This is a genomic window from Arthrobacter sp. CAU 1506 (assembly GCF_005047635.1).
In the GTDB taxonomy this organism is placed as follows: Bacteria; Actinomycetota; Actinomycetes; order Actinomycetales; family Micrococcaceae; genus Crystallibacter.
Genome location: NZ_SUKC01000001.1, coordinates 388,351 through 404,855, shown reverse-complemented (window position 1 = coordinate 404,855; position 16,505 = coordinate 388,351). Strand labels below are relative to the sequence as shown.

The window sequence follows — 16,505 nt, the reverse complement described above, 5'->3', positions numbered from 1 at the left end:
GTTCGCTCATGCGAATACCAGCTCTTTCTTGTTGCCCAGCACCCCTTGGGGCCTGAAGATCATCAGCAGCATCAAAGCGACACCGACCAGGATGTAACGCAGCTGACCGGCCTGGGTGGTGGTCAGGAAGGTGATGTAGCCCGCCTCGATGGCTCCGTAGAGCAGCCCCTGGGTCAGCGAGAGCACTACCCAAAAGATCATTGCGCCGACGACCGGGCCGAGGACAGTGGCCATGCCGCCCAGCAGCAAGCACGTCCAGAGGAAGAACGTCAGTTCCGTCTGGTAGTTGGCAGGTTGCACAGCTCCACGGGGGAGCGTGAAGATCATGCCCGCAAAGGTGCCCAGCAGGCCGCCGAAAATCAGTGACTGCATCTTGTAGGAGTAGACGTTCTTGCCCAAGGAGCGCACGGCGTTCTCGTCTTCGCGGATGCCTTTCAGGATCCGGCCCCAGGGGCTACGCATCAGCAGGAACACCAGCAGGCAGCAGAGGGCAACCAAGGTCCACGCAACGACCCGGATCCAGAGGTCCCGCTCGTTCATGCTCGTCAGGCCGAAGTTGTAGGTGCCCTGTGGGAACGGGTTCATAGCGTAGAACCCGCCTTCAAACGCGGCCAACCCGTTGGCCGAACCGGTGATGTCGGTCAGTTCGTTGGTGGTGACCACATACCGGATGATCTCGGCGGCGGCGATCGTGACAATGGCCAGGTAATCGGCACGCAATCGCAGGGTAGGGATGCCCAAGAGCAAGGCAAAGATCACCGATCCGACGACCGCAATCAGGACGCCGACGGCGAACGGGACGTCCCACAACAGGGTCGGTATGGCGAATCCATAGGCGCCGATGGCCATGAAACCAGCTTGCCCGAAGTTCAGCAGTCCGGTGAAGCCGAAATGGACTGCTAGACCCAGGGAAGCCAGGGCGTAGGCGGCCGTCGTCGGGCTGACGATCTCGCCGAGTGCGTTGGTAAATATATTGAGGAAATCCATGGTGTTGCCTCCTAACCCACACGCTCTCGACGGCCCAGGATTCCCTGAGGCCGGAACAGCAGGACGACGATCATGATCAGCAGGGCGCCGACGTACTTAAGGTCCGCTACGAGCCAGAGCGTCGACAATTCGACGAACAGTCCGACGATGACCGAGCCCACCAAGGCCCCGAACACGGTGCCCAGTCCGCCCAAAATGACGCCGGCAAACACGAGAAGCAGGATCTGCTGGCCCATATTGAAGGTGACACCTGGACGGTAGTAGGCCCACAGAATGCCGCCGAGGGCAGCCAGCACACCGCCCACTGTCCAGACAATCCTGATGACTCGGTCGACGTCGATGCCGGAGGCCGCCGCAAGCGCGGGGTTGTCGGCAACGGCTCGGGTGGCCTTGCCCAGCCGGGTTTTGAGCAGCAGCATGGCGATCAGGACGATCACCACCAGGCTGATAATCAGCGAGAGCAGGGTGTTGCGGCTGATGGAGATGACGCCAATCTCCACGATGGGGCTGCTGGCCCCGGGAAGCTGCTGAGTGGCGCCACCGAAAAAGAACAGGATGGTATAGCGCGCGGCCAGCGCCAATCCGATGCTAATGATCATCATGGGGATCAGCGCTGTACCCCGCCGCCGCAGTGGCTTCCAGAGCCAGCCATCCTGCACCCAGCCGAAGGCACCGCCGAAGATGACACCCAGCAGCATCGCCAGCCAGACGGGGAAGCCCGCAACAGAAAAACCGAACATCACGACCGCCCCGAGTGTGACCATCTCGCCATGGGCAAAGTTGGTCAGGCCGGTGGTGCCATAGATCAGCGACAAGCCTACCGAAGCCAGGGCCAGCAGCAGGCCGAAGCTCAAGCCCGCAATCACGCGTTCGACGAAGATCTCGCCGAAACTGGCGCTCTGCACCACAATGCCTTCGCCTAACGGAAAGACGGCTGCGGCATTGGACGTGTTGGTGAAGGTGACTTCGCGGGGATTCGGAGTCCCCTTGGCCAACTCCACGCCCTCCGGCAGGGTGGAGACGTCAACCTCCACTTGGTAGGTCCCTTTGACCGGAACTCCGATGGACCAGGTTCCGTTGTCCCCGGTGGTCGCCTCGCCGCTGAATCCCTCGCCCGTCGCCGTGATCCGCACTCCCGGGACAGGACCGTCGGTGTTCCGCATAACACCGCCGATCTTGTAGGGGGAGGGTTCCGCAGGCGCCGTCGTCGCTCCGGGCGCGGGTGAGGTGGTCGAAGCCAGTGAGGGGGGAGCGGACAGCAAGATCCCCGTGATGATCGCCAGTAAGGCGAGTAGCGTCCCCAGTGGCCGAACAAGCTTCGGCATCGCTATCAAAATATGAACCTCCACAGTGTGGGGTGGTCCGCCGGATCACCGGCAGGCACTGACAGCGTCTGTGACAAAAATCACCGACGTGTCGTTTATGTTACCTGCGCCTCAGGTGGTCGGGTGGTCGGTTCTGTCGCGATCAGGTAACAACTGTGAAGCAGTTGTTAAGCAAAGATAAAACGTTGGGGCACCACTGAGCAGGGCGGCTACAGAGAGCTGCGCGGACCAAGGTTGGCGCTCCTGTTCGGGCGGCTCCAGAGAGCGGCGCGGACGAGGCCGGTGCTGCTGTCCGGGTGGCTACAGATAGAGTCCGGTGCTGCTGTCCGCTTCCTCCGGCTGGGACACCGCGTGGATGTCACGCTCTCGGAGCAGGGTGTAGTCGGTGGCGTTGACCTCTACTTCCGCACGGTCCTCCGGGTCGAAGAGCACGTGGTCGCCCACTGCAACCTGGCGCACCTGCGGGCCGGCGGCTACCACCTCTGCCCACGCCAAGCGTTTGCCCATCACTGCCGTGGCCGGAATGACAATCCCTGATGATGAACGGCGCTCGCTGCTGTCCTGGTCCGGGGCCACCAATAGGCGGTCATGGAGCATCCGCAGGGGCAGTTTGTCCTGCGCGGAGGGGCGGGGCTTATTGGAAGGACTGGGAGGAGTCACCGGAGCAGTCTACCCGCGGCGGGCGCCGCCCGGGCCCGGCTGCTCCGCCCGCCCCGGCTGCTTCGCCGCGGGCGCCGCCCGGGCCAACTGCTTCGCCGCGGGGCTGCTCCTCTACGGGACGGCTGCTCCGCCGGGCAGGGCGCCGCCCACCGCGACGCGAAGGACCGCAATGCCATGTCCGGAAGAGTTCACCGGCACGTTATGGAATTTTCCGCGGTGTCGTTCGTTGGGATTGGTAGTGTAAGCATTAGCTCGCCCCCCTGACGATGGAGGACAACAAGATGGCAATCGGAGGAAATCCGGTTTTCAACAATCCCAACGCGTTCCGCAGTTCACCAGCGGGATCTGCGGCCGCCGGTTCGACCGCGCTGGCCGGCCAGACGCAACTGACCAGCCAGCAGTTGCAGGACCTGTACAACCAGCCGTCCGCTGGCCCTGCCCAGACTGGCCGGATGACCTACGACGATGTCATCTTCAAGACTTTGGCCTGCCTGTCCCTAGTGGTTGTGGGCGGCGCCATCGGCTGGATGTTCCCGATCCTGATGATCCCGGGCATGATCGTCGGCCTGGTGCTCGGCCTGGTCAACGCCTTCAAGAAGGAGCCGTCCAAGGGGCTCATCCTGGCGTACGCAGGCGCCGAGGGCCTGTTCGTCGGCGGGCTGTCCATGTTTATTGACGGCATGTACCCGGGCGTCGCCCCGCAGGCCGTGCTGGGCACCGTGTGCGTCTTCGCCGTCACCTTGATGCTGTTCAAGAGCGGCAAGGTCCGGGCCACGCCGAAGGCCATGCGCTTCTTCATGATTGCGCTGCTGGGCTACGCACTCTTCTCGCTGGTGAACCTCGGCCTGATGTGGTTTGGCGTGCTGGACAACCAGTGGGGCATGCGCGGCGCTGAGATCAGTATCATGGGCATCAGCATCCCGCTGGGCGTCATCATCGGGCTGATCGCCATCGGACTGGCCGCCTTCTCGCTAATCGTCGATTTCACCTCGATCGAGCAGGGCGTCAAGCAAGGCGTGGACCGCAAGTACTCGTGGACGGCGGCCTTCGGCCTGACCGTGACCTTGATTTGGCTGTACGTGGAGATCCTTCGCCTGCTCGCCATTCTGCGCGGCGACGAATAAACCCCAGTTTCCTTTTGAACCGACCCCGGCCCTGTGCCGGGGTCGGTTGTTTAAGCGGCAGCCGGTACGGTGGACCCTATGACGCGGGAGCGCGGCCACGGAGCCACCGGAGAACAGTTTGAACTACGGCGCGCCGGATCGCGGGCCGTGATTACCGAGCTGGCGGGCAGTCTCCGGCTGTTCGAAAAGGGCGGTGTGCGGCTGACCGAGACGTACGATGACGATCGCATCCCGCCCTCGGCCTGCGGCATCCTGTTGGCGCCGTGGCCCAATCGGGTCGCGGAAGGCCGCTGGACGCTCGACGGCGAGATCCAGCAACTGGACATCACGGAGCCGGGGCGCGGACATGCCATCCACGGGCTGCTGCGCAATACCGGCTACCGGCTGGTTGAACGGAGCGAGCACCGCTTGGTGCTGCGTGCCGAGATCTTCCCGCAGCACGGGTACCCCTTCCGGCTCAGCCACAGCGCCGAATACTCCCTGGACCAAGCCGGAGACCTGACCGTGCGGCAGGAGCTGCTGAACCTGTCCGGTGCGGCGGCGCCGGTGGCGCTGGGCGCCCATCCATTCCTTCGGCTGGGAGACGAGCCTGCCGACCGATTGACGTTGACGGTCCCCGCCGCACGATACTTCCCGGCGGATCCGCAGACCATGATTCCGGCGGCGGATGTCCCGGTCGATGAGCAGACCGATCTCCGCACAGGTGCCCGGCTGGCGGAACTGGCGATGGACCGTGCCTATACCGGGCTGTCTGCCGGGACTGGCGGCCGGGTGGTGAGCACCTTGGTGTCGGACAGCGGTTCGATGGTCGGTCTGTGGCAGGACGAAACATTCCAGTACGTGCATATATTCGTCACCTCCAAGTACCCGGGCAGGGCCTGTGCGCTGGCGGCGGAACCGATGACGGCGCCGGCGGACAGCTTCAATTCCGGCATCGGGCTGACATGGCTGCGGCCCGGCGGTTCTTTCGGCGGCAACTGGGGCATTACGGCGCAGCTTCACTGAACACATGTCGGGGTGACAATATGAAACTATTGGGTCTATGAACCGGTCATTCCCCGAAAACCGCCCGCTGCCGGCGGGACGATCGGCCGGCACCGACGGCAGGCACCACGTGCGCGAGGACGTGCCCTATGCGCTGCGGATCAGCGCGGCGTGGGCCTGGCGGGTGGGCCTGATCCTGGTTGTCGGCGGACTGTTGGTCTGGCTGCTCAGCTTCGTCTCGCTGCTGATCATCCCGCTGATGGTCGCCGCCCTGATTTCCGCCCTGATTTCACCGGTGGTCCGGTTCCTGCGCAAGGCCAAGGTGCCCAAGAGCCTGGCCGTGGCCATCACCATCCTTGGCTTCCTCGGCTTGATCGGTGGCGCGCTCTCCTTGGTCGGCCGGCAGCTTTACATCGGCTTCAGCGAGCTGTGGGACCAAGTGCTCCAAGGCATTGGCCAGGTTCAAGGCTGGCTGACCAATGGGCCGCTCCGGCTGACCAACGAACAACTCAACTCCTACCTGAACGAAGCCTTGCAGCAACTGCAGAGCAACAGCAGTGCGATCTTTTCGAGTGCCCTCAGCGTGGGTTCCACCGCCGGGCATCTGTTCACCGGACTGCTGCTGACCATCTTCGCGCTGATCTTCTTCCTTTACGACGGCGAGCGGATCTGGCGTTTCATCGTCGGCCTGTTGCCCAAGAAAGCCAGGGCGGCCGGCAACGGCGCAGGCCGCAAGGGCTGGACTTCCATGGTGCAGTACATCCGGGTCCAAATGTTCGTGGCCTTCGTGGACGCGGTCGGCATTGGTGTCGGCGCCGCCATCATCGGTGTCCCGCTGGCCCTGCCGCTCGGTGTTCTGGTCTTCCTCGGCTCGTTCATCCCGATCATTGGCGCGCTGGTGACCGGGTTCGTTGCTGTGCTGCTGGCACTGGTCGCCAACGGCTGGGTCAATGCGCTCATCATGCTCGCCATCGTGCTGGGCGTGCAGCAGCTCGAGGGGCATGTGCTGCAGCCGCTGGTCATGGGCAAGGCCGTGTCGCTGCATCCGCTGGCAGTCGTGCTTGCCGTGGCAGGCGGCTCGATGGTCGCCGGCATCGCCGGGGCACTGTTTGCCGTGCCCCTGCTCGCTATCCTCAACTCCGTCGTCAAGTACATCGCCGGGCGGGGATGGGAAACAGATCCGGCACTGGGGGCTCCTCCACCGGTGGAAGAGCCCTACATGGCCCCTGAGCCGGCGCTGGCTTCGCCCGGTCCGGGCAACCCGCCAGAGACTTCAGATCAGGAACCCGTCCGCCGACGCCGCGTCCAGCTGCGCAGAAAAGAGTCCGACAAGTGACAGCCACCACCCAACTGCCCGTCACGCTTGATGACATTCAGGCAGCACGGAAAACCCTTGACGGAGTCATCGCCAAGACGCCGATCGAACAATCCCGCGCGCTGGGCCGGATGGTCGGTTCCGATGTCTTCTTCAAGTGTGAGAACCTGCAGCGCGCCGGCTCCTTCAAAGTCCGCGGAGCCTATGTGCGCATGGCGGGGCTGACCGACGAGGAGAAGTCGCGCGGGGTCGTGGCCGCCTCCGCCGGGAACCACGCCCAGGGAGTGGCGGTGGCTGCGGCCCGACTGGGCATCAAGGCGCGCATCTTCATGCCCCTGGGCGTGGCGCTGCCCAAGCTGGCAGCCACGCGGGGCCACGGCGCCGAAGTGGTCCTGCATGGCCACAACGTGGACGAGGCCCTCGCCGAAGCCAAACGCTTCGCGGAGGAGACCGGCGCGGTGTTCGTGCACCCGTTCGACAGCCCGGACATCATTGCCGGCCAGGGCACGCTCGGCCTGGAAATCCTGGAACAGGTTCCCAACGTGGACACCATCGTCATGGGTGTCGGCGGCGGCGGACTGCTGGCCGGAGTCGCCACCGCCGTCAAGGCACGGGCCAAGGAGTTGGGCCGCGAGATCAAGGTCATCGGGGTGCAGGCGGAAAATGCTGCGGCCTATCCGCCGTCGCTCGCCGCCGATGCCCTGGTGCCGCTGCAAAAGGTGTCCACCATGGCCGACGGCATCGCCGTGGGTCGTCCCGGGCAGCTGCCGTTCTCGATCATCAGGGAACTGGTCGACGACGTGGTCACCGTCAGCGAAGACGCCCTGGCCCGCGCCCTGATCTTCTTGATCGAGCGGTCCAAGCTGGTGGTCGAACCGGCTGGCGCCGTCGGCGTGGCCGCCTTGATGGAGGGCGTCATCCCGAATCCGGGAACCACGGCGGTCATCCTCTCTGGCGGAAACATCGATCCCATGCTGATGCTGAAGGTCATCCAGCGGGGCCTGTACGCCTCCGGCCGCTTCATGTCCGTGCGGATCATGCTTGACGACCGACCCGGCTCGCTGGCCCAGATTTCGCGGATCATCGCGGAATCGGACGCCAACGTTACCCGTGTGGACCATACACGGATCGGCGGCTCCATCAGCATGGGCGACGTCGCCATCACCATCGACATCGAGACCAAGGGGCACGAGCACTGCGAACTGGTGCTCGGCAGCCTCCGCGCCGAGGGCTTCCAGCCCGTCGTCGTCCACTGACCCGTGGCCGGCAGTCAGGCCCTGCGCCCCGCCCAGGCCCTGGCCGGAGCCGGGGTATTTGCGGTGTTGCTCTGGGCAGCCTTTCTGGTCAATATGATCGCCGGAGGCTACTTCAGCCCGCTGCTGGGGATTGCGCCCCGGCGGGTGGACGGGCTGGACGGCGTGCTCTTCGCCCCGCTGCTGCATGCTGATACCAGCCACCTGTTGAGCAACACACTGCCGCTGCTGGTGCTCGGGTTCCTGACGCTGCTGGAAGGGATCCGGCGGTTCCTGGTGGTGCTGTCCTGCAGCTGGCTGGCCTCCGGGCTGGGCGTCTGGCTGACGGGCGCGGGACTGACGATCGGCGCTTCGGGCGTGGTCTTCGGGCTGCTGACCTATCTGTTGGTGCGCGGCTTCTACAACCGCAGTTGGCGACAGATCTTGCTGGCCGCGGTCATCTTCATTTTCTACGGCTCGGTGCTGTGGGGTGTGCTGCCGACGGCGGTGCCCGGCATTTCCTGGCAGGCCCACCTCTTCGGGGCAGTCGGCGGAGTGATCGCCGCCGTGCTGCTGCGCCGTCGAAAGCCCCGACTCGGCTGACCGCATGGGCGTCCGCCCGTCACGGCTGCCGGCTATCGACCCGTACAGACGCGGAAGGCGGGTTCCCTCAGGGAACCCGCCTTCCGCGTCTGTCAGCGTGCTTGATCAGCCGGTGTAAGGAGTGGCCGAGATGATTTCCACCGAAATCTGCTTGCCGTTCGGGGCAGCGTAGGTGGTGGAATCTCCCGCCCGCAGACCGTGGATGGCCGCGCCGAGCGGGGACTTTTCGCTGTACACGTCCAAGTCGGATTCGCCGGCAACCTCGCGGCTGCCGAGCAGGAAGCGCTCGGTGTCGCCGGCGACCTTGGCCTCGATGACCATGCCCGGCTCGACGACTCCGTCATCTGCCGGTGCTTCGCCCACGTGCGCATTCCGCAGCAGGTCGGTGAGCTGGCGGATCCGGGCTTCAGCCTTGCCCTGTTCTTCCTTGGCCGCGTGGTAGCCGCCGTTCTCCTTGAGATCCCCCTCGGAGCGGGCCTGTTCGATGCGGTCGACGATCTCTGCCCGGCCGGGGCCCGAAAGGTGATCCAGTTCAGCCTTCAGGCGGTCGTAGGCTTCCTGAGTGAGCCAGGCGACGGGTGCGCTGGAAGTGGACACGTAGTTCTCCTTAATTGCTGCCGGAGCCGCTGGACGCGGTGCCGGCACGGTGGCACTTTGCACAAAAGGCCGCCATGCCGGCGGCCACTTGATGCAAAGACCCCGCCGTGGTGGTGAATCAATTCGTTCTGGGATGTTCCCAGTTCACCAGCTTGGCGGGGCGGAATGTATTTGCTCAATTGTAGTCAGCCGTCGCCGGATTTCCCAATAACAAGGTGGTAAAGGAAGTTTTCACCCATTCGGGGTGCGGCCGGCCGGACCGGTAGGGGCCGGATGGCGCGGTACCGCGGTGAGTGCTGCGTCAGCTGTTGGCGTCGTCGGCCCAGCAGCTGTCCACACCGCCGGAGACCGCCATGGATTCAGTCCTGAGCTGGACACGGTGCGCTGTGGTCCCGGAAGTAGCTTCGTCGGCGGGACCAATCGTGGCCACCTTCCAGCCGACCACCGCATAGTTGTCGCTCAGGGCCTGCACCGCGCAGTGAACGGTGGCTTCCGGATCCTTGGTGACTTGGAAATCCACGGTGATGTGTCCGGCGTCGGCCACGGTGAAGCCAACGTCCTTGCTCTCAATCTGCGGCCCGTTTTGGCCCAGGGCAAAAAAGCCTGCGCCAATAACGGCGACTCCAAGGGCTCCGCCAGCCAGCGCAAGTTTGGCGCGGCGGGACAGCGATCGCCGTGGTGTGCCGTAACGGTTGGAAACAGTTAAGCTGGAGGAAGTCTGAGGAGTACGGGGGCCTGCGGTGCTCACGCCCTCAAGTTTATCCTCCCGCCCACGCCAGATTTCCCAGGAGCAGCCACGTGAGCTTCGATGCATCCCAGCCAGCGCAGAGTGACGGCCTGCGCCTGCTGGCGGTCCATGCCCATCCGGACGACGAATCCAGTAAAGGCGCGGCCTCGATGGCGCGTTATGCCGCCGAGGGCGTCCAGGTGATGGTTGCTACCTGCACCGGCGGTGAGCGCGGAGACATTCTCAATGCCGAGGCGGCCTCGGATCCGCAGGCGCACCGGGACCTTGCCGGGATCCGCCGGGTCGAAATGGCGCAGGCCGCGGCCGAGTTGGGTATCCAACAGCGCTGGTTGGGGTTCGCAGATTCCGGCCTGCCGGAGGGAGACCCGCTGCCGCCGCTGCCGTTCGGCAGCTTCGCCACGCTGCCGCTGGAGCGGGCCGCCGCGCCGCTGGTCAAACTGGTGCGTGAGTTCCGGCCGCATGTGGTGATCAGCTACGACGAGAACGGTGGCTATCCGCACCCGGACCACATCATGGCCCACAAGGTGGCGGTGGAGGCGTACCACGCAGCCGGTGACCCCGAGCGTTATCCGGAGGCGGGCAGCGCCTGGGAGCCGCTGAAGCTCTACTATGACCGTGCTTTCAACCCGGAGCGGTTCCGCGCACTCCACTATGCGCTGGAGGAAGCAGGGCTGCAGTCGCCCTACGCGGCGCGCCTCGCGGCATGGCTGGAGGCCGACGCCGAAGGCCACCAGCCGCCGATGCCGAACCACCGCACCACCACGCAGATCGACTGCGGCGACTTCTTCCGCCACCGCGACCGCGCGTTGCTCTCGCACCGGACCCAGGTGGAGCCTGCGGGGTTCTTCTTCGCCGTCTCCGAGGAGATGCAGCGGACGGTCTGGCCCTGGGAGGATTTCTCGCTGATCCACGCACGGGTGGAGACCAGCGTGCCCGAGACGGATTTCTTTGCAGGCATAAGATAGTGCCTGCAGCCAACCAGCGCCGGAGCCTCGTGTCCCGGCTGCACCCAGAAAGAGACTGATTTGCCCCTGATCCAGATCCTTGCCGCCGTCGCCGCCGGTGCCGGCGAGCCCACCCTCCGGCCCGGACTCGACGCGGACCAGGTTTCGCCTGGGCCGTGGGGCTTCTTCTTCACCTTTGCACTGGCCGCCGTCGTGGTCTTCCTGGTCTGGGACATGACCCGGCGCATCCGGCGGGTCCGCTACCGCTCGCAAGTGGACGAGAACCTTGCCGCGGATGCACGGCAGACCGGGCCCGGATCGGCCGGACCCGCCGGAGCCGGTAACAGCGGGACGGAGCACTATGCCGGGGGAGAGGCGCCGGCGGCCGGCGGAACCAGCGAAGCCGGCGGCGGCTCGGGCCGTCCGGACCGCGGGGACTGACCGTGGCCGGCAGACTGCGCTCGGAGGCCTCGGCCTACCTGCGCCAGCACGCCGGAAATCCCGTGGACTGGTGGCCCTTTGGTGACCAGGCCTTCGAACAGGCACGTCTGCGCGACGTGCCTGTTTTTGTTTCCATAGGCTATGCGGCCTGCCACTGGTGCCACGTGATGGCGGCGGAGTCTTTCGAGGACCAGGCCACCGCAGAATATCTGAACGAGCACTTCATCCCGGTCAAGGTGGACCGGGAAGAACGTCCGGACGTGGACAGCATCTACATGTCGGCCACTCAGCTGATGACCGGGCAGGGCGGCTGGCCCATGAGCGTGTTCGCCCTGCCGGACGGCAGGGCCTTTTACTCAGGCACGTACTTCCCGCCGCGGCCGCAGCCGGGCCAGCCGTCGTTCCGTCAGGTCCTGCAAGCGGTCCAGGAGGCCTGGGAGCAGCGGCGCGGGGCCGTGGAGACCACGGCTGCGTCGGTGGCGCAGGCGCTGGCACAGGCAGGGGAGGCGAACCGTGGGCTCCTCGGCGACCTTTCCGTGGAGCACGGTGGCGGCCCGCCGCTGCCGGCCGAAGGCCCGGAGGCCGGATGGGGGCCGGTACGGATGCCGCCCGCCGACGCCGGGGGAGATGACCGCCAGGCGGTCCTCGAAGAAGCCGTCGAAGTCTTGTCGGGCCAGGAGGACACGGTCTTCGGCGGTTTCGGCGGCGCGCCCAAATTCCCGCCGTCGGCCGTGCTGCATTTCCTGCTCCGGCATGCCGGAGCGTCCCGCTCCGAATCGGCGCAGCTCGCCGCCGAATTGTCCGCCCGCACGTTGCGGGCCATGGCGGGGTCCGCGTTGTACGACCAGCTTGAGGGCGGTTTTGCCCGCTACACGGTGGACCGCCGCTGGACGGTGCCGCACTTCGAGAAAATGCTCTACGACAACGTCCAATTGTTGCGCGCCTACACGCAATGGGCCGTCCAGTCGCCGGCGGGACCGGACCGGGAACTTGGTTGCGCCGTCGCGGCGGGCACTGCCGGGTGGCTTGTGGACCGGCTGCAGCTGTCCCACGGGGGCATCGCTTCCTCGCTGGACGCTGACACCGTCGTCGACGGCGTCCACCACGAGGGTGCCACCTATGTGTGGTCTCCCGCTGAACTGCGCGAGGTGCTCGGCGACGACGACGGCGGCTGGGCGGCGTCCGTCATGGGCGTGGGCGAGCGGGGCAACGTCACCGCCACGCGGTCGACGCTGCATCCCGGGCGGCCATTGGAACCCGACGAACAGCTCCGCTGGGCGGCGCTGCGTCCGGTACTGCTGGCGGCCCGGCAGCAGCGGCCACAGCCGGCGCGGGACGAAAAAGTTGTGGCCGGCTGGAACGGGCTGGCCGTGGCCGGGCTGGCCGAAGCGGGAGAGTTGCTGGACCGGGCCGACCTCACCGAGGCCGCCGTGGCGGCGGCCAACTATGTGCTGTCCGTGCATCTGGACGACACCGGCCGGCTGGCCCGCGTTTCGCACGATGGTTCGGCGCAGCCCTTTGAAGGGTTGCTGGAGGACTATGCCGGCTGCGCGGAGGGATTGTTCTCGCTGTACGCCGCTACCGGGAACAGCCGCTGGTACCGCGCCGCCGAGGGGCTGGTCCTCCGGGCCGAGACAGTGTTCCTGCGGGACGGCACGCTCAGCGACCAGGCTGTCCCGGCCGCCCAGGTGGCAGCCGCCGCCGGAGCCGTTCCGCCGGCTGACCCGCTGGAGAGTGCCACCCCCAGCGGCACCAGCCTGTTCGCCGGCGTGCTGGCCACCTACGCGGCCTACAGCGGGTCGGCAAAGCACCGCGAACTGGCCGGCCGGCTGCTCGGTTACCTGGGTCGGATCGCGGCCCGCGCGCCGCGCGCCGCTGGGTGGGGCCTGGCCGCAGCTCAGGCACTCGCGGCCGGACCGGTCGAGCTGGCCGTGACCGGAGCCCCGGGTGCAGCCGCTGACCTGATCACTGCTGCGCGTGCCAGCGGTAGCCCGGGCATCGTCGTCGCCCGCCACCCGGCGGAGCCAGGACAGGAAGGGCCGGCCCCGCTGCTGGCGGACAAACCGGTTCCGGCGGACGGCGCGTTGGCCTATGTCTGCCGCGGGATGGTCTGCCGCCGCCCGGTGCCAACCGCCGCTGCCTTGCTGACGGAGCTCGGCCTGACAGGGCCCGGCGCGGCAGGTCGCTAGCGCCGCAGGCAACAAAACGCCGGACGCCTCTGACGCCGGCGGCGGTCCTTAGCCGGTGGAGCCAAGCACCGCGATCATGATGGCAATGTAGTGGCAAACGAAAGCCACCACGGTGAAGGCGTGGAAGAACTCGTGGAATCCGAACCAGGTCACCGAGAAGTTCGGCCGCTTGATTCCGTAAACGACGGCACCGGCAATGTAGAACGCGCCGCCCGCGCAGATCAGCACCGCGGCGGGGACGCTGGCAGCGAAGAAGTCGGGCAAGTAGAACAGCGCCGCGAGTCCCAGCGCGCAATAGATCGGGACGTAGAGCCAACGCGGGGCGTGCGGCCAGAGCACCCGGAAACCGACACCGGCGATGGCGCCGGCCCAGATCAGCCAGAGCAACAGCGTGGCCTTCGGCGGTTCCAGCAGTGCCCACGCCAGCGGCGTGTAGGTGCCGGCGATGACCAGCATGATGTTGGTATGGTCCAGACGCTTGAGCAGCAGCTTGACCGGCGGGCTCCAGTTGCCGCGGTGGTAGACGGCGCTGACGCCGAAGAGCAATAGCCCGGTCAAGGCATAGACCGCGCAAGCCCATTTTCCGGTCGCAGTCGGCGCGAGCGCCACGAGGACGATCCCTGCTGCCAAGGCCAGGGGAGTGGCACCGGCATGCAGCCAGCCGCGAAACTTCGGTTTGATATTGAGTGCGTCCGCAACCTGCTCAACAGCCCGCTCGACCGGTCCGTCCGTCGCCTCTACCCGTGCCCTCGAACCGTCAATATCGCGTGGGTACGGCCCGGCAGCAGCACGGTGTTCACTCATGCGGATATTCTAGCGCCCGCGCGCCTTTTGTTACTCACGGGTAACAAGGGGTGTGTTCGGGACCGCCCGAGCGGGAGGATAGAATTCGAAGTCGTGAATGGGCGATCAGGAAGGCAGGGTGCGGTGTCACTTCCCGGCGTCCTCTACCGCCTCTATGAGCGTCGCCTGCAGCGCTCGCTGGCCCCAAACCGCATCCCGGGCCACATTGGAGTGGTGGTGGACGGCAATCGGCGCTGGGCCAGGCTGGCCGGAGCGCCGACGAGGGAAGGGCATCAAGCCGGCGCGGACAAGATTCTTGAGTTCCTCGGCTGGTGCGGCGACCTGGGCGTCAAGGTGGTCACGCTCTACATGCTGTCCACGGACAATATGGGCCGCTCGGAAGACGAGCTGCGGGAGTTGCTGGGTGTCATCGGCAATACCTTGGACCGGTTGGGCGAGGGCAAGAACGTGCGCGTCCATCCCGTCGGTGCGTTGGAGACGCTCCCTGCAGACCTTGCCGCCAAACTCCGCAGCCTGGGTGAGCAAACCGCAGCCGTGGAGGGTGTCCATGTCAACGTGGCAGTGGGCTACGGTGGCCGCCGGGAAATTGTTGACGCGGTCAAGGGCCTGTTGCGCCACGCAGAGGCCGACGGCAGGGGCCTGGCGGAGGTCGCGGACGCGTTGACCGTGGACGATATTTCCCAGTACCTCTACACCAGCGGCCAGCCGGACCCGGACCTGGTGATCAGGACGTCCGGCGAACAGCGGCTGTCCGGCTTCCTGATGTGGCAGAGCGCCTACAGCGAATATTACTTTTGCGAGGCGCTGTGGCCTGACTTCCGGCGCCTCGACTTCCTGCGGGCGTTGCGCGATTACGCCAGCCGGCAGCGGCGTTTCGGCGCCTGAGGCGGGCCGGCAGGAACAGCTGACGCGCCGGCGTCGTTCGGTTCATCCAAAATTCGCAAACTCGACATGGCTCCGGCTCTTGTGCTGGCGAATTACATCAGCGTAATTTGGGACCATCAGTCAGCAATCCGCAGATTGATCGGGAGGCCACCAGTTTGATGCGCAGAGCGAACGCTGCATCGGGGGAGGCCGGTTCCGGCCTGGTGGCCCTACCGTCCGCGCCCCGCACCAGAGCTTCGGAGCCGTCGTGCTCCGGACGGGAGCCAGCATGACCGCCAGCAATAACCAGCGCCGCACCGCCACGACCGGACTTGGGAAGCAGCCCGAAGCTGCCACCTCGTCCGGTCTTGTTGTTTCCGCCGGGGAAGCGGAAGCAACTCGGGCCTCTTATGTTCTGGACACTTCCGTGTTGCTGTCCGATCCCCGGGCACTGCTGCGGTTCGCCGAGCACGAAGTCATCCTGCCGGTGGTGGTGATCACCGAGCTTGAAGGCAAGCGGCACGATCCGGAACTGGGATATTTTGCCCGCCAGGCGCTTCGCCTGCTCGACGACCTGCGCGTGCAGCACGGCGGCCTCAACCAGCCCATCCCGCTTGGCGCCGACGGCGGCACGTTGCGGGTGGAACTGAACCACATCTCACCGGAGGTGCTGCCCGCCGGGTTCCGCGGCGGCGACAACGACAGCCGGATTCTGGCGGTGGCCAAGAACCTGGCCGACGAGGGACGCAACGTTACGGTTGTCTCCAAGGACCTGCCGATGCGGGTGAAAGCGTCCGCGATGGGGCTCCAGGCAGATGAGTACCGCAACGAACTGGTCAAGGACTCGGGCTGGACCGGGGTGGCCGAACTGGACGCGGCCGACGACGACGTCAACACTCTGTACGCGCATGAGCCGGTATTCATTCCGGCGGCAGCGGAGATGCCCGCCAATACCGGATTGGTGCTGCTGTCCAGCCGCGGTTCCGCACTGGGCCGCGTCGGCGCGGACAAACAGGTACGGCTGGTCAAGGGCGACCGCGATGTGTTCGGCCTGCACGGGCGTTCCGCAGAGCAGCGGCTGGCGATCGACCTGTTGATGGACCCGGAGGTGGGGATCGTCTCACTCGGCGGCCGCGCCGGAACCGGAAAGTCCGCGCTGGCGCTCTGCGCCGGACTCGAAGCCGTGCTGGAGCGGCGAGAGCACCGGAAAGTCGTGGTGTTCCGGCCACTGTATGCCGTCGGCGGGCAGGAGCTGGGGTACCTGCCAGGCTCCGAATCGGAAAAAATGAACCCGTGGGCGCAGGCGGTGTTCGACACCCTCGGCGCGCTGGTCTCTACCGAGGTTGTCGAGGAAGTCATGGACCGCGGCATGCTGGAGGTGCTGCCGCTGACCCATATCCGGGGCCGCTCGCTGCACGACTCCTTCGTGATCGTGGACGAGGCGCAGTCCCTGGAGAAGAACGTCCTGCTCACGGTGATGAGCCGGATCGGCCAGAACTCCAAGATCGTCCTCACCCATGATGTGGCGCAGCGGGACAACCTGCGGGTGGGCAGGCACGACGGCATTGCGGCGGTGGTGGAGACGCTCAAAGGACATCCGCTCTTCGGCCATGTGACGCTGACCCGGTCCGAACGCTCACCCATCGCAGCGCTGGTGACCGAGCTGTTGGAGGGCGCGGAGATTTAGC

General features: G+C 66.1%; 16 protein-coding genes. 10 read left to right on the top strand and 6 right to left on the bottom strand.

From position 1 onward, the window contains the following. Positions 1–6: 6 nt before the first annotated feature. The 3 genes from E4J89_RS01725 to E4J89_RS01715 form a co-directional block, all read right to left on the bottom strand. Positions 7–987 (bottom strand): branched-chain amino acid ABC transporter permease, encoded by a 981-nt coding sequence (locus tag E4J89_RS01725; protein ID WP_136784356.1) that lies wholly within the window; start codon positions 985–987, stop codon positions 7–9. Between the two features lie 11 nt (positions 988–998). Beyond that, positions 999–2,312, bottom strand: coding sequence for a branched-chain amino acid ABC transporter permease (locus tag E4J89_RS01720; RefSeq protein ID WP_136784355.1), 1,314 nt, complete (start codon positions 2,310–2,312; stop codon positions 999–1,001). 300 nt (positions 2,313–2,612) lie between these two features. Continuing rightward, positions 2,613–2,909, bottom strand: a complete 297-nt coding sequence (locus E4J89_RS01715) for a co-chaperone GroES (RefSeq protein ID WP_136784562.1) — start codon at positions 2,907–2,909, stop codon at positions 2,613–2,615. Between the two features lie 344 nt (positions 2,910–3,253). Here E4J89_RS01715 and E4J89_RS01710 point away from each other — a divergent pair, with 344 nt between their 5' ends. From E4J89_RS01710 to E4J89_RS01690, 5 genes are all read left to right on the top strand, one after another. Further along, complete coding sequence (locus E4J89_RS01710) at positions 3,254–4,096, top strand: Bax inhibitor-1/YccA family protein (protein WP_136784354.1); 843 nt, start codon at positions 3,254–3,256, stop codon at positions 4,094–4,096. A 78-nt stretch (positions 4,097–4,174) separates the two neighbouring features. Next, positions 4,175–5,101, top strand: coding sequence for an aldose 1-epimerase family protein (locus E4J89_RS01705; RefSeq protein WP_136784353.1), 927 nt, complete (start codon positions 4,175–4,177; stop codon positions 5,099–5,101). A gap of 37 nt (positions 5,102–5,138) precedes the next feature. Continuing rightward, on the top strand, positions 5,139–6,416 hold the full coding sequence (locus tag E4J89_RS01700) for an AI-2E family transporter (RefSeq protein ID WP_136784352.1): 1,278 nt from the start codon (positions 5,139–5,141) through the stop codon (positions 6,414–6,416). Further along, positions 6,413–7,651 (top strand): threonine ammonia-lyase, encoded by a 1,239-nt coding sequence (gene ilvA / locus E4J89_RS01695; protein WP_136784351.1) that lies wholly within the window; start codon positions 6,413–6,415, stop codon positions 7,649–7,651. Before E4J89_RS01700 ends, ilvA begins: the two co-directional genes overlap by 4 nt. Positions 7,652–7,654: 3 nt before the next feature. Continuing rightward, positions 7,655–8,230: a rhomboid family intramembrane serine protease gene (locus E4J89_RS01690; protein WP_240691626.1), complete on the top strand. Its 576-nt coding sequence runs from the start codon at positions 7,655–7,657 to the stop codon at positions 8,228–8,230. Between the two features lie 105 nt (positions 8,231–8,335). On the opposite strand, the gene greA is transcribed toward E4J89_RS01690, so the two are convergent. Together greA and E4J89_RS01680 are read right to left on the bottom strand one after the other, a co-directional pair. After that, the gene (gene greA, locus E4J89_RS01685; RefSeq protein WP_136784350.1) at positions 8,336–8,827 is read right to left on the bottom strand and encodes a transcription elongation factor GreA; all 492 of its coding nucleotides are present in this window, start codon (positions 8,825–8,827) and stop codon (positions 8,336–8,338) included. Positions 8,828–9,128: 301 nt separating this feature from the next. Continuing rightward, positions 9,129–9,575: a DUF4307 domain-containing protein gene (locus tag E4J89_RS01680; RefSeq protein WP_240691625.1), complete on the bottom strand. Its 447-nt coding sequence runs from the start codon at positions 9,573–9,575 to the stop codon at positions 9,129–9,131. A 50-nt stretch (positions 9,576–9,625) separates the two neighbouring features. On the opposite strand from E4J89_RS01680, the gene mca reads away from it, so the two are divergent. Genes mca through E4J89_RS01665 form a run of 3 tightly spaced genes read left to right on the top strand, consistent with a single transcriptional unit; the run spans position 9,626 to position 13,149 of the window. Further along, positions 9,626–10,540 (top strand): mycothiol conjugate amidase Mca, encoded by a 915-nt coding sequence (mca, locus tag E4J89_RS01675; RefSeq protein ID WP_136784348.1) that lies wholly within the window; start codon positions 9,626–9,628, stop codon positions 10,538–10,540. A gap of 60 nt (positions 10,541–10,600) precedes the next feature. After that, on the top strand, positions 10,601–10,960 hold the full coding sequence (locus E4J89_RS01670) for a hypothetical protein (protein ID WP_136784347.1): 360 nt from the start codon (positions 10,601–10,603) through the stop codon (positions 10,958–10,960). A 2-nt stretch (positions 10,961–10,962) separates the two neighbouring features. After that, a complete protein-coding gene (locus E4J89_RS01665; protein ID WP_205754363.1) occupies positions 10,963–13,149 on the top strand; it encodes a thioredoxin domain-containing protein in 2,187 nt (728 codons plus the stop codon). A 48-nt stretch (positions 13,150–13,197) separates the two neighbouring features. Here E4J89_RS01665 and E4J89_RS01660 read toward each other — a convergent pair whose 3' ends face one another. Beyond that, positions 13,198–13,953 carry a hemolysin III family protein gene (locus tag E4J89_RS01660; protein WP_136784346.1) on the bottom strand — a complete coding sequence of 252 codons (756 nt, stop codon included), beginning with the start codon at positions 13,951–13,953 and terminating at the stop codon, positions 13,198–13,200. Positions 13,954–14,076: 123 nt separating this feature from the next. Here E4J89_RS01660 and E4J89_RS01655 point away from each other — a divergent pair, with 123 nt between their 5' ends. Together E4J89_RS01655 and E4J89_RS01650 are read left to right on the top strand one after the other, a co-directional pair. Further along, on the top strand, positions 14,077–14,838 hold the full coding sequence (locus E4J89_RS01655) for an isoprenyl transferase (RefSeq protein WP_136784345.1): 762 nt from the start codon (positions 14,077–14,079) through the stop codon (positions 14,836–14,838). 268 nt (positions 14,839–15,106) lie between these two features. Next, entirely contained in the window at positions 15,107–16,504 is a 1,398-nt protein-coding gene (locus E4J89_RS01650; RefSeq protein ID WP_240691624.1) for a PhoH family protein, read from the top strand. Position 16,505: the final 1 nt, after the last annotated feature.